This is a genomic window from Paraburkholderia sp. GAS82 (assembly GCF_050436285.1).
Classification (GTDB): Bacteria; Pseudomonadota; Gammaproteobacteria; order Burkholderiales; family Burkholderiaceae; genus Paraburkholderia; species Paraburkholderia phenazinium_B.
Genome location: NZ_JBNDLX010000005.1, coordinates 358,015 through 370,836 on the forward strand (window position 1 = coordinate 358,015; position 12,822 = coordinate 370,836).

11 protein-coding genes are annotated in these 12,822 nt (G+C 62.6%); 6 read left to right on the forward strand and 5 right to left on the reverse strand.

The genetic code is table 11. The features are described 5' to 3' along the window. Positions 1-102: 102 nt before the first annotated feature. On the forward strand, positions 103-1,002 hold the full coding sequence (locus P3T17_RS18060) for a LysR family transcriptional regulator (protein WP_429408290.1): 900 nt from the start codon (positions 103-105) through the stop codon (positions 1,000-1,002). 128 nt (positions 1,003-1,130) lie between these two features. Then, the gene (locus P3T17_RS18065) at positions 1,131-2,384 is read left to right on the forward strand and encodes a D-amino acid dehydrogenase (protein ID WP_429408292.1); all 1,254 of its coding nucleotides are present in this window, start codon (positions 1,131-1,133) and stop codon (positions 2,382-2,384) included. 27 nt (positions 2,385-2,411) lie between these two features. Here P3T17_RS18065 and P3T17_RS18070 read toward each other — a convergent pair whose 3' ends face one another. Both P3T17_RS18070 and P3T17_RS18075 read right to left on the reverse strand, forming a co-directional pair. Continuing rightward, positions 2,412-2,918: an N-acetyltransferase family protein gene (locus P3T17_RS18070; protein WP_429408294.1), complete on the reverse strand. Its 507-nt coding sequence runs from the start codon at positions 2,916-2,918 to the stop codon at positions 2,412-2,414. A 19-nt stretch (positions 2,919-2,937) separates the two neighbouring features. Next, positions 2,938-4,257 carry an Nramp family divalent metal transporter gene (locus tag P3T17_RS18075; protein WP_429408296.1) on the reverse strand — a complete coding sequence of 440 codons (1,320 nt, stop codon included), beginning with the start codon at positions 4,255-4,257 and terminating at the stop codon, positions 2,938-2,940. Between the two features lie 203 nt (positions 4,258-4,460). Between P3T17_RS18075 and P3T17_RS18080 the strand changes: the two genes are divergently transcribed. The 3 genes from P3T17_RS18080 to P3T17_RS18090 all read left to right on the forward strand — a co-directional run bounded on the left by P3T17_RS18080 (position 4,461) and on the right by P3T17_RS18090 (position 9,173). Beyond that, positions 4,461-5,474 (forward strand): cytochrome D1 domain-containing protein, encoded by a 1,014-nt coding sequence (locus P3T17_RS18080; RefSeq protein WP_083611761.1) that lies wholly within the window; start codon positions 4,461-4,463, stop codon positions 5,472-5,474. Positions 5,475-5,528: 54 nt separating this feature from the next. Beyond that, the gene (locus P3T17_RS18085; RefSeq protein WP_429408297.1) at positions 5,529-6,545 is read left to right on the forward strand and encodes a sterol desaturase family protein; all 1,017 of its coding nucleotides are present in this window, start codon (positions 5,529-5,531) and stop codon (positions 6,543-6,545) included. A 438-nt stretch (positions 6,546-6,983) separates the two neighbouring features. Further along, a complete protein-coding gene (locus P3T17_RS18090; RefSeq protein WP_429408299.1) occupies positions 6,984-9,173 on the forward strand; it encodes a DUF6600 domain-containing protein in 2,190 nt (729 codons plus the stop codon). 47 nt (positions 9,174-9,220) lie between these two features. Here P3T17_RS18090 and P3T17_RS18095 read toward each other — a convergent pair whose 3' ends face one another. From P3T17_RS18095 to ftrA, 3 genes are all read right to left on the reverse strand, one after another. Further along, on the reverse strand, positions 9,221-9,988 hold the full coding sequence (locus tag P3T17_RS18095) for a hypothetical protein (RefSeq protein ID WP_429408301.1): 768 nt from the start codon (positions 9,986-9,988) through the stop codon (positions 9,221-9,223). 33 nt (positions 9,989-10,021) lie between these two features. Next, positions 10,022-10,933, reverse strand: a complete 912-nt coding sequence (locus P3T17_RS18100; protein WP_429408303.1) for a hypothetical protein — start codon at positions 10,931-10,933, stop codon at positions 10,022-10,024. A 311-nt stretch (positions 10,934-11,244) separates the two neighbouring features. Next, on the reverse strand, positions 11,245-12,213 hold the full coding sequence (gene ftrA / locus P3T17_RS18105; protein WP_429408305.1) for a transcriptional regulator FtrA: 969 nt from the start codon (positions 12,211-12,213) through the stop codon (positions 11,245-11,247). A gap of 97 nt (positions 12,214-12,310) precedes the next feature. On the opposite strand from ftrA, the gene P3T17_RS18110 reads away from it, so the two are divergent. Then, on the forward strand, positions 12,311-12,727 hold the full coding sequence (locus tag P3T17_RS18110) for a rhodanese-like domain-containing protein (RefSeq protein WP_429408307.1): 417 nt from the start codon (positions 12,311-12,313) through the stop codon (positions 12,725-12,727). Positions 12,728-12,822: the final 95 nt, after the last annotated feature.

The following is a 12,822-nucleotide window of genomic DNA, read 5'->3' on the forward strand; positions in this document are numbered from 1 at the left end:
ACCGCGCCATGCTGCGCCCAATGAAAATAAAACGCTGTAATATAACCTCGGGCTATAGGCGCGTCATCATGCGGGCCTCACGTCACTCCACAGGAGCCTCGGGTGCGTTTGCGACATATCGAAGTGTTCAGTGCCATCATGCTGACCGGTTCCACCAATGCGGCGGCGCGACTCCTGCACATCTCGCAACCGGCTGTCAGCAAGATGCTTCAGCACGCGGAACGCACGGTGGGCTTTCCGCTCTTCCTGCGCAGCAAGGGCAAGCTCGTGCCGACCCAGGAGGCGTTGCGCCTGCAGCAGGAGTTGACGCCGTTCGACGAGCAATTGAAGCGCATCCGCCGGCTCGTCACGAGTCTTTCGCAAGGCGCAGCGCGTCCGTTGCGCGTCGCGGCAACACCCGCGCTGGCGCATCATCTGTTGCCCCAGGCCGTTGCACGCTGGGCACAAGCGTTTCCGCAATTGCGTTGTGAACTCGCTGTTTCCCATACGCGTGAGATCGAGCAGGCCCTGCTACTCGACGAAATCGAACTTGGCCTGACCATGAGTCCGGTCTCACATCCGAACCTGTTGCTCACGCCGCTGCGCCGCTGCAACCTGTGCGCGATCGCGCCGCCCGGCTGGTGGTCCGCGAAACTGCTCACACGACCGCTGCAGGCGAAAGAACTCGCCAATCAGCCGTTCATTACGATCGACGCCAACGACTACCTTGGCGCCATTCTGTCCAACTGGCTCGCCGACGCCGGACAAAGCCCGGCAAGCGCCATCTCGGTTCAGACCTACCCGCTCGCGAAGTCGCTGGTGCAGGCGCGTGTGGGCGTGGCCCTCGTCGATTCGTTCACCGCGAACTATCCGCCCGCTGGCGCGGAGATCCAGGTGCGGCCCCTCGATATCGACGCCAGCCTGAACGTCTATGCCTTGACCCAGCATGAGCATCCGCCGCCGCGCAGCGCGGAGCGTCTGATCGAATTCCTGCGCGAAGGCGGCGAAGCGACCGACACCTGAAGCCCGCTGACAGGCTGTCTATAACCCGGAGCTATAACCCGCCTGCAGATCGGTATTGGACGGCCCCAACGGCACTACGGAACAATGGTTGCTCATTCACCTGGGTCTCCCAATTACCCCCTACTGCCATGCATGTACTTGTCATCGGAGCCGGCGTAATCGGACTCGCCACGGCATGGTATCTGCGCGCCGACGGACATCGGGTCACCGTCGTCGAACGCAACCAGGACGTCGGACTCGAAACCAGCTTCGCCAACGGCGGTCAGCTCTCCTATAGCTATGTCGCCCCGCTCGCGGGCCCGGGCGTCCTCTCCAAACTGCCTGGCTGGCTGCTGCGCCACGATTCGCCCGTCCGCTTCCGGCCAAGCGCCGACCCGGAGCAGTGGCGCTGGCTGCTGCAGTTCGCGCGTGCCTGTACGCTCGAGCAGAGCGAGGCGTGTACCCGCAAGCTGCTGTCTTTGTCGTTTTTCAGCCGCGATCTGATGCATGAACTGCTCGTGCATGAACCCGACATACGCTTCGAACACGCGAACGCGGGCAAGCTAGTGGTGTATCGCACGGACGCTGCTTTCGATGCAGCGTGCCGTCTGCTGGACTACCAGCGCTCGCTCGGCTGCGAACAGGACGCGCTCGATGCGAAGGCGTGCATCGCGAGAGAACCCGCCCTCGCCCATCTAGGCAGCCAGTTGCGCGGCGGCATTTTTACCGCCAGTGAAGACAGTGGCGACTGCTACCAGTTTTGCGTGAGCATGATGCAGCTATTGCGCGAGCGCGGGGTTGGATTTCGTTTCGGCACCGCGGTCACGCAACTGCGCGAGGTCTCGGCACAAAGCGTTGCTGCGTATGCGGGTGAGGAACGGCTCGACGCGGATCACATCGTGCTCGCCAACGCTGCGCCAAGCGTACCGCTACTTCGCGCCTTAGGGATTCGTGTGCCGCTTTATCCGCTCAAGGGCTACAGCCTGACCGCGCCCGTTGTGGCAGATGCGGCCGCGCCGCGCATCAGCATCACTGACTTCGAGCGCAAGATCGTCTATGCACGATTGGGAAACCGGCTGCGGATCGCGGGCATGGCCGATATCACCGGCCGGCTCGCCGACATCGATCTCAAACGGGTAGCGACGCTGCGTGCGCAATCGGCCGCCACCTTTCCCGGTGCTGTCGATTTCGACACCGCCGCCGTGTGGTGCGGACTCCGCCCCGCCACGCCGAAGAGCATGCCGGTCATCGACGGCACGCGCTTTGCCAACCTCTGGCTGAACCTGGGACAGGGTGCGCTCGGCTTCACGCTGGCGCTTGCGTCGGGACGTCTGATTGGAGATCTGGTCGCACGCCGCGAACCGGCCATCGCACTCGATGGTTTCGGACTCCGCAGCATGTAAAGCCGCATTGCGGCTCTCAGTTGCATCTCAACCAGACGGTCCCATGTCATTGGCCAACTGGGTCCCGTCCGGCTGCAACGCATACACCACATCGGGACATCCTTCTTCGTTGTCGCTGCCGTCACCAAAAGCGATCGCGACAAATCCATGTCGCTCGTAAAACGCGCGCGCCCGTTTGTTTTCGGCAAAGCAATGCAGATGAATGGGCAAGCGCGCGTTCGCCCTCACCTCAGCCAGAAGGCTCGTGCCGACACCCTGGCCGACTCGCGACGGCATGACGTAGAGTTGATCGAGCCACAGCACGCCGTCGACTGTGGAGACCGCGGCGATGCCAACGATCAGCCCTCGCGTGTCGGTCGCCACCGTGACGCCACCCGTCGGGATCAACCAGTCTGCGATCCACCGGCAGACGGCGAGATCGGAATGCGCGAGCGGCGCAAACGGCATCAATTCCTTGCGCGCCCGGAGAAAAACATCGGCGACGCCACCTATATCAGCAACCGTGGCTGGGCGGATGATGAGTTCCAGCTTCAACTCCATTTCGATGCGGTTTTCAACTCGATAATCCCGGCACATTGACGCCGAAAGTTTGCAACAGAAGGACCGCGTTCAGCACTAGCACCGCGACCGCCGAGAACCCGGCCGCGAGCATCATCGGCACACCGTTCCGATACTGGCCCATCACCCGCTCGCGGCAGGTGAACCAGATCAGTGCCGCCATCGGCACAGGCAGCGCAAAGCTCAGCACCACCTGGCTGATGACGAGCGCATGCGTCGCATTCACGCCCAACGCGACGACGATAAACGAAGGCACCATCGTAATCGCTCTTCGCAACCACAGCGGAATCTGAAAGCCGACGAAGCCCTGCATGATCATCTGCCCTGCCATGGTCCCGACCACCGAACTCGAGATTCCCGACGCAATCAACGACAGCAGGAAGATCCCTGCCGCGCCAATGCCGAGCAACGGTGCAAGCGTGTGATACGCCGTTTCGATTTCGGCGACTTCCGGATGGCCCGCATGGAAAGCCGCGGACGCCATGATAACCATGGCGATATTGATCAGTCCCGCAATCGTGAGGGCGATTACCACTTCGATATTGGAGAATCGCAGCAGCATGACCCGTTCGCCCTCGTTGCGCGCGGGAGCGCGGTTTTGCGTGAGGCCCGAATGCAGAAACAGCGCATGCGGCATCACGGTGGCGCCGATAATGCCCACGGCAATCGTCACCGCACCGGCATCCGGCAATTGCGGCGTAAAAAGATGCCCGAATACGCTTGGCCACGCCACCCGCGTGATGAAGAGTTCGGCCAGATAGGAGAGCCCGATGATGCCGACCAGCGCGCCGATCGCCAGTTCCAGAGGCCGGAAACCGGCCTTCTCGAACAACAGCAGGAAGTACGTGACGAGCGCCGTGACGATCATGCCGGCCAGCAAAGGCATATGAAACAGCAACGCGAGACCGATCGCACCGCCCAGAAACTCGGCCAGATCGGTCGCCATTGCGGCAATTTCACTCACCATCCACATCGCGAATACGAGCGGCGCAGGAAAATTTTCCCGGCATAATTCGGCGAGATTGCGCCCCGTGACGATGCCAAGTCTGGCCGAGAGCGCCTGAAACAGCATGGCCACGATGTTGGCGAGCAGAACCACCCACAGCAAGGCGTAGCCGTAGCGAGCGCCGGCCTGGATGTTGGTCGCGAAGTTGCCGGGGTCCATATAGGCCACCGAGACGACCACCGCCGGTCCTGCAAACGGCAACACCATGGCCGCGCCGCGGCGGCGCCCTTCGAGCACCTCGCGGATCGCCAGGGTGGTGCGCCCGGTGACCGTGCCGTAGGCCGTTTTGTCGCGCACACGTTCGTCCATCTGTGCCTCGTCGGATTGCCCCGAATCGCAAAAGATGCGATCCGCAGGCATTTGATCGGCCCACACGTGCTAATTTCTCACATTTGCCGCGAGCGTGCGTCATCGAAAACCGCGCTCAGGACGTTAATGAAGTGCGGCTTTACCGCACTTCCATGAAGGCACAGCTTTTCGGTGTCGCTTTACACCTTCGGATACTTTACAGAATGCCTTACTCGCCGGTTACATTTCTTTCGAGAGCCACCCTGGCCGCCGCGGCCGCCTTCTCCCTGATCGGCCACCTGAATACCGCTTACGCCGCCGACCGGGTCATCGTGCTCGACTCGGGCGAGTCCGAACTCTCGCTGATCGACGAAGCTACCCACAAAGTGGTCGGCACCGAGCCGACCGGCAAAGAACCGCATCACCTGATGATCACGCCGGACGGCAAGTCGCTGATCGTCGCCGATTCGATTTCGAACAACCTGATGTTCGTCGACCCGCACACCGGCGCGGTGCAGCGCACCGTCGACGGTATCGAGGACCCGTATCAACTCGGTTTCTCGCCGGATCACAAGTGGTTTGTCACGGCTGCGCTGCGCATGGACCGCGCCGACATCTACCACTATGACGGCACCAACATGACGCTCGTCAAGCACATCCCGCTTGCGAAGACGCCGAGCCACATGACGTTCGCTTCCGACAGCCGCACCGTGTTCATGACGCTGCAGGACTCGGGCGAACTCGCCGCCATCGACCTGCCCACGCAAACGGTGCTGTGGAAAATGCACGTGGGCAACGAGCCGGCCGGCCTGTGGATGACGCCCGGCGACAAGTACCTGCTGGTCGGCATGACCGGCGAAGACGACGTGGCCGTGGTCGACTGGCGCAAGCAGCAGATCGTCAAAAAGATCCACACGGGACGCGGCGCGCACAACTTCCGCAACCTCGATGACGGCAAGCACGTGGTGGTCTCGAATCGCGTCGAAAGCACGATCAGCATTATCGACTACACCACGCTCACCAACGTCGGCGACATCACCGGACTGATGCCCGGACCGGACGACATGGAACTAACTCCGGACAAGCGCTATCTATGGGTCGGGTTCCGCTTCGCCAAGCACGTCGGCGTCATCGACCTGACTACGCGCAAACTGATCGATACCATCGCAGTGGGCCGCTCGCCGCACGGTATCTATTTCGACAATCGCGCACCGGTAATTGCACCGAACCCGGACTAAACGAACGGCCTGCTTAAAGATGCATTGCATGACCAGTTATTCACGAGGATTCTGATGTTCCATGAAATCGTCACGCAGCTCGACAACATGGTGTCCGCCCTGCAGACGCTGCTATATGTCGACGTGGTGCAGCCATTTTTCTACCGCTTCGGCCTGATGGGTTACGACGAAGACACCTATGACGCCCTGTACTGGGTCATCATCGGCGCGCTGGAAATCGTCATCACATACCTCACACTGCGTCCGCTCGAAACGCTGCGCCCCATCGAAGAGTGGAAGGACCGCAAGGCCCTGCGCGCCGATGTGCTGTACACGTGGATCGCCAAGCTGGGCATCATCAATATCGCGTTCTTTTTCATGCTGCAGCCGCTGTTCGATCACTGGCAGAGCCTGATCTCGATCTACAACGTTCCAAACATCGATATCGACAGCCTCTGGCCAGGGGTGACGGATCAGCCGATCGTCTCGTTCCTGATCTATCTGGTCGTGCTTGACTTTGCCGGTTACTGGTATCACCGCTGGCAACACCGCTTCGGCGTCTGGTGGGAACTGCACGCGGTGCATCACAGCCAGCAGCAGATGTCGTTGTGGAACGACGACCGCAATCACTTCCTCGACGACATCATCCAGGCCGCGTTCTTTGCAGCGATCTCGCTGTTTATCGGCGTGCAACCGAACCAGTTTGTCGTGCTGATTGCCGTCAGTAACTTCATGCAGAGCATTCAGCACGTCAATGCGCGCTTGCCGTATGGGTGGCTGCTCGAGCGCATCATCGTCAGCCCGATCTTTCATCGCCGTCATCACGCGGTCGGTTATGGTCATGAAGGCACGGCTTATGGCTGCAATTTCGGTGTGCTGTTTCCGTGGTGGGACATGATGTTCCGCACGGCATCGTGGAATCGCACGGTCGAGCCGACCGGTATTCGCGATCAGTTGCCGGCACCGCTCGGCGATAACCGCCCCTACGGCCAGGGCCTGCTCGCCCAGCAATGGCTGGCGTTCGGCCGCATCGCCGCACGTCTGACCGGCCGGCGCGCGTACGCGCCGGGCACAACCGACGCAGCAAACTGACCCGTCGACGCAGGGCGGCCTGCCGCCCTGCGCTATCACGCCCGCTGTAAATTAATCTATTCACGGTCACGCCAGACGCGCCGCTGTCGTACCCCGCCACGCAGTACGTCCTCCACTGTTCGAACCTTCGCGTATCCTTGCGTCGCACTGCATCGCAAGCTCTCACCAGCAAGCCGATTACGCAATGGTTGCATGTCCTTACAAATCGGCCTGCTTTTCGATAGGTCTCCAAGGGATCGAATCTGCCGCCGCAAAGCGCGCTCTTACGATCGTCCAACGGGCTCTATGCAGCGCTCACATTTCGTTGCAAACTCGCGTCCCGGTTACAACGCGAATGTCATCCGCTCCCCCGTTCGCGACGTTAGCCAGTTGGACGTACACATAAGGGCCGCTTTCGACTTCGGGCCTGACAAAATGAAACCTTCGGAGCAGCCGATAATGACAACAACCTTCCACCGCCTGCGCGCGACCGCGCTCACGGTCTCCGCCGTTCTTGCCATGATTCCGTTCGCGGGCCACGCTCAGGTGCCCTCGCCCACAGCGCCCGCTGCTTCGGCTGCCGGTGACCCGCCTGACCGCGTCGCACGTTTGAATTACTTCGCCGGCACCGTGACGCTGGAACCTGCCGGCCTGACCGACTGGTCCTATGCCGTACTGAACCGGCCGCTGACGACCGGCGACCAGTTGTGGGCCGACGCCAACGCGCGCGCGGAACTGCATGCCGGTTCGACGGCGCTGCGGCTCGACCAGCAGACCGCGCTCGACATCGTCAACCTGAATGACACGATCACGCAGTTGAAGGTCACGCAAGGCACGCTGTCCGCTCACGTGCGCGCATTGCCGGGCGGTCAGAACTTCGAGATCGACACGCCGAACGTGGCGCTTGTCGCCACCGCGCCAGGCCTGTTCCGCGTCGACGTTGCAGCCGACGGCAGTTCGACCACCGTCACGGTGCGTGCAGGCACCGCCACGGTGTACGGTGACGGAGGCTCGTTCCAGGTGAACGCGGGCCAGCAGATCCAGTTTGTCGGCACCAACCTGCAACAGCAGGCAGGCGGCGGTGCACCGGCACCCGATGCGTTCGACCAGTGGGTCGCCAGCCGCGATCGCGCGGAAGACAACTCGGTCTCCGCACGCTACGTCTCACGCGAAATCCCCGGTTATGAAGACCTCGACGCCAACGGTACGTGGCGTAGCGACCCGACCTACGGCGAAGTGTGGGTGCCGACCGTAGCTGTCTCGGCTGGCTGGGCGCCGTATCACGAAGGCCACTGGGCGTGGATCGCGCCGTGGGGCTGGACGTGGGTGGACGACGCGCCGTGGGGCTTCGCACCTTTCCACTATGGACGCTGGGCCTATGTCGGCCGCGCGTGGGCATGGGTGCCGGGTCCGGTGGTCGTGAGCCAGCCGCCGGTGTATGCACCGGCGCTGGTGGCCTTCGTCGGCGGCGGTGGTGGTGGCGGCGGCGCGCATTGGGGTGTCGACCTGGCGATTGGCGGAGCAGTAGGCGCCGGCGTGGCGTGGTTTGCACTCGGACCGGGAGAGCCGTGGCATCCGGCGTATCACTACAGCCCGACGTATTACAACCGCATCAACAACGTGAACATCACCAATGTTCACAACACGACGATCATCAACAACATCCACAACACGTACATCAACCAGAACGCACCGGGCGCCATTACGGCGGTTCCGGCAAATGCGTTCGTACGCGGCGAGGCGGTTGCGCAGGCAGCGCGTCCGTTCAATGCGCAGAATCTGGCCCATGCGCAGATCGGTGCCGGCGCGCCCGCTATCGCGCCGGTTCAGCAGAGCTTTGCCGGCGCGCTGCGTCCGGCTCATGTAGGTGCACCGGCAGCGCTCGCGCAGCGGCAGGTGGTAGCGACTCGCGCACCGGTCGTGCCGGCCGCTTACCACGACACGTTAGCCCAACGCTTTGCAGCGGGCGGCGGCAAGGTGGCGGGAGCCGGCGCACCGGTGGTACGCACTGCGGCGCCTAGTGCCTTCACTGCCGCGGCACATCCGGGCGCGCCGGGTACAGCAGCGCCTCGTGGAGGCTTCCAGGTGATCAACCGGGCACAAGTGCATCCAGTCGGTCCGCAAGGCGCTCCTGGGCACGGCAATGAGGCGCAAGCGGGTCATGCGCCGAATGCAGCGGCTCCGGGTGCAGCAGCACCGAATGCCGCCGCTCCGAAGCCGCAAGCCGGGGAGCAGTTGCATCCGAACGAAGCTCATGAGAACGGCGTACCGCGTCCGCAAGGCGAAGCTCCGCACGCACAGCCGGAAGAACGTAACGCGCGCCCTGCCGAAGCCACTGCTCCGGCGCCGCATGCACCGGAAGCCGGGCATGCCCAGCCGGAAGCCCAGCATGCGCAGCCCGAGCCACAGCGTCCTGCCGAAGCCGCCGCCGGCCAGCAGCCACAGCATGCTCAGGAAGCCGCACCCAGGCCGCATGAAGCGCAACCGGCCCAGGCGCCACACGCGAACCCGCATCCGGCCGAGCCTCATGCCAATCCGCACCCGGCAGCGCCGCATCCGGAACCGCACCCGGAGCAACATGCACAGCCGCATCCGGCTCCAGAGCAGCACAAGCCGGAAGGTGAGCATAAAGACGAGCATCCGCACTAAGCTCGTTGCGGCTGCCCGTTGTGCGGGCAGCCGCCGTCAAGGCGTCATCACCCCGGACGCAGCGATCGCGCCGTGGCCACCAGATTGATCGGACTCACACGAATGATCCCGCCACGCGGGCTATCGATGTCCGCGATCAGCGCGAACGATGTCGCGACCACCAGCGGCAATACCAGCAGCAGCGTCAGGCCCACTTTGGCCGAGCGTGCGCCATAACCGACCAGCAGGTTGCAACACACCGCGATCGCCACCATGAGCCCCCACGCGGCGATCGGAATGCGATTCCACCACGCGGCCTGCGTGTACCCCTGCGAGTTCAATACATCGTTCATGCCGGCAACAGCCAGCGCAGTGACGGGCGTCGGCTGCGCCGCAGCAGCGTCGCGCACTGCGGCCCACAAACCCGACTGCAGTTGCGCAGTGGCCGTGTTGATCTGTTCGAGCTCCTGCACATCGCGTGTCGTGTAAAACAGCACGCGTTGTTCGAGGTAATGACCCAATAGCGTTCTCACCTGCCGCGCATTCGCTGCGGGCAGCAAATCCGCACGCACGAACTCCGTGCCGATTGCGTTGGCTTCTTCTTCCTCATAGTTCTTGCGCTGATCGTATCGCCCCACTGCCATGGAAAAACTGAAGCCGATCATGAGCGCAAGCAGCGTGAGCGTCGCGGCCTGAACGACGTTGAAGTCTTCGCGCGACTCTGCAGTGAAGGCCTTCACACGCCTGAGCAGACTCGCCCCAATCCACGCCGACAAGGACATCGCCACCAGCGTCGACACAAATACCACCGCCGGATAGTCCATTGCATTACGCATACGCTCCCCCGGATTGCGAATCTCGAACGAGGCTTAAGAGCCTGTCTTCAGATAATATCGGCCATCGGCTGCAACATTCGGACCGAAGCGGCATGCGGCCACTGCGCCGTGCGTCGCGATGTCTAGCGTCTCAGGCGCGGTCAGCCTGAACTCGAGCAGGCATTTATCCCCGTGGCCGTCGTACGCGCCAAGATTGCCCGCTTTCGCAGTGGCCTCGATCGTGGCGCCGACCGGCTCTTCCGAGACGACCACTCGCGCAATGGCGCCGAAAAACCGCACGTTTGCCACGACGGTTCCAGTGTTGACCACCGGCTGACCTTCGTTGCTGACGCCTGGATAGACGAACCGTGCCTCGAGCCGATACACGCCGTGACGCCCTTTCACCGGGGCGAGTGTGACGGTGCTCCATGCGCCCAGGCTCAGATAACGTGCGAAGCTCACCCCGGACGCGGGCAGACCCTGCACCACCTGCTTGTCTGCGATACCGGACAGACGTTGCTGCGCCACCTCGACGACGCGGCTTAGCATCGGATCGTCGGGCGCGTCCTTGCCGCGGCTTGCGGCAGTGCGATAGTACGCACGGGCATTCGAAAACGCGCCCAGCCCCGCCTGCACATCGCCCTCGTGGATCAGGGCCATCGTGGCGCGTGCATGCGCCGAATTGAGGGCCTTCGGCGAGTTCTCTTCTTCGGCCTGCAAGGTGGCCGCATCGGCCAGCATCGATTCCATGTCGACCAGCGTCTGCGCATCCTTGATGCGTCCCGCATCTAGCGCTGCAACACCGAGCGCCGCGCATGAGGCGTTGGTGCGGCACTGCACGTCCTTGCCGGCGAGCACGTAGCGACGGTACGCCTCGGCACGCGAGCCGGTATCGAACGCCTGGGCGGCAGCGAACGACGGCACTAGCACAGCGATAGCAGCAAAGACGAGAGGTTTTCCGAGCATGAGTGGAAGTGAGGGCAATTACGTACTCGATAAGGAGCGTCCTGCATGAACTTTTGCATGAACGCGCCCGCTACGCGAATGTGCTTTCACAGGTTCAGGTGCTACCAGTGATGCTGACAGAAAATCGACGAATGTGCGAACTCGCGCCGAAAGTTGTTGACGGGGTGAACAGGCCGCATCGGTATCGGCACCCGGCTCGTTAGCTTCCATACGCCATAGCCATCATCGGCCTGGCGGATACCGATGCAATTGTGCTGGACGAGATGCGCGCTGATCGCCGCGCTAGACAGGCCCTGTTCGCGCGCCCACTCTCACCCATCACCCGCATCCGCGCCAAACTTCTTCCGATACGCTCCAGGACTCGTCAAAGCGATGCGCCGGAAATGCCGGCGCAGCGATTCCTCCGAGCCAAAACCGGCCATCTGTGCAACGCGCGCCATCGGCAATGGGGTCTGCGCCTCCAGCAGTTCGCGCGCGATCGCCACACGTTCACGCACCAGCCACTCGTAGGGGGCCATCCCGGTGGCATCATGAAACTGACGCTGCAACGTTCGCGGACTCATCGCCGCTTGCCCGGCAAGCGAGCTCAATGTATGCGGCAATGCCGGGTTCGCCCTGATCCAGTCCATCAATCTGGCGGCACGACCGCCCTCGTCCTGAGGCATCGGTCGCGGGACGAACTGCGCCTGGCCGCCCTCACGATGCGGCGGCACGACGAGTCGCTGCGCCACCCGGTTCGCGATCGCGCTACCGTGGTCGCGCCGCACCAGATGCAGCAGCATGTCGAGCCCCGCGGCCGATCCGGCCGAAGTCATCACCTGCCCTTCGTCGACGTACAGCGCGTCGGTCTGTACACGCAGTTGCGGATAGCGTTGCTGCAGCTTGTCCGCGTAGCGCCAGTGAGTGGTGACGGTTTTGCCGTCGAGCACCCCCGCCGCCGCAAGAACGAAGACCCCGGAGCAGATCGAGCAGAGCCGCGCGCCTCGCCGGTAGGCTGCACGAATTTTGGCCAGCAGGGGCGCGGGCGGCAATTCGTCGGCATCGCGCCAGCCCGGCACAACAATCGTCGCGGCGCGATCGAGCAGCCGCAGCGAGTACGGCGCCGTAACAGTAATACCGCCTGCCGCGCGCAGCGGTCCTGGCTCGACTGCGCATACTGCGAAGCGATACCACTCCCGCTCGAGCTCCGGACGCTCGAGTGCGAACAGTTCGGTAACGCAGCCGAATTCGAAGGTACAGAGCCGGTCGTAAACCAGCGCGGCGACGAGATGATCTTGCATGGCGTGATGTTACCGTAGATTGACGATCACGCCACTTCTCCGCTGACTCGCCATCCGCAACAATGAAGGCGCATCCACCGCTAACAGGAGTTCCTTCATGTCGCCCGCTGACAGCCTCGACCCAGTAACCGCCATCGCCGCAGCCGACAGCGCTGCCGCCCTCGCCCATTTCCAGGCATCGCTTCGCTTCGAAACCGACTGCTCGGATGTGTTTGCCGCGTGCGCCACAAGGAAACCCGCTTTCGTGCTGCTCGACGTGCGCAGTCCAGCGTTATATTTACAGGCACATATCGCCGGTGCGATCAATCTTCCGCACGGAAAAATCGTCGCCTCGAAGCTCGTGGATTACCCTGACGACACGCTGTTCGTCACCTATTGTGCCGGGCCCCACTGCAACGGCGCCACGCGCGGCGCCATCCGTCTCGCCCAGCTGGGGCGGCCGGTCAAAGTGATGATCGGTGGTGTGACCGGTTGGCTCGACGAAGGCTTCGAACTGATGTCAGGGAATGCTTAGGAAATACCTCTTCAAAACTCTCCCAAACCCTGAAAATCTATTAAAAAAATCCTCACAATAAATTAAACAAATCCTGCCAGCGGTCGATAACCAGT

Coding starts and splice junctions, on each gene's coding strand:
- P3T17_RS18065 (WP_429408292.1), top strand. CDS start 1,131: ATGCATGTACTTGTCATCGGAGCCGGCGTAATCGGACTCGCCACGGCA.
- P3T17_RS18075 (WP_429408296.1), bottom strand. CDS start 4,257: ATGGACGAACGTGTGCGCGACAAAACGGCCTACGGCACGGTCACCGGG.
- P3T17_RS18080 (WP_083611761.1), top strand. CDS start 4,461: ATGCCTTACTCGCCGGTTACATTTCTTTCGAGAGCCACCCTGGCCGCC.
- P3T17_RS18085 (WP_429408297.1), top strand. CDS start 5,529: ATGTTCCATGAAATCGTCACGCAGCTCGACAACATGGTGTCCGCCCTG.
- P3T17_RS18090 (WP_429408299.1), top strand. CDS start 6,984: ATGACAACAACCTTCCACCGCCTGCGCGCGACCGCGCTCACGGTCTCC.
- P3T17_RS18095 (WP_429408301.1), bottom strand. CDS start 9,988: ATGCGTAATGCAATGGACTATCCGGCGGTGGTATTTGTGTCGACGCTG.
- P3T17_RS18100 (WP_429408303.1), bottom strand. CDS start 10,933: ATGCTCGGAAAACCTCTCGTCTTTGCTGCTATCGCTGTGCTAGTGCCG.
- ftrA (WP_429408305.1), bottom strand. CDS start 12,213: ATGCAAGATCATCTCGTCGCCGCGCTGGTTTACGACCGGCTCTGTACC.
- P3T17_RS18110 (WP_429408307.1), top strand. CDS start 12,311: ATGTCGCCCGCTGACAGCCTCGACCCAGTAACCGCCATCGCCGCAGCC.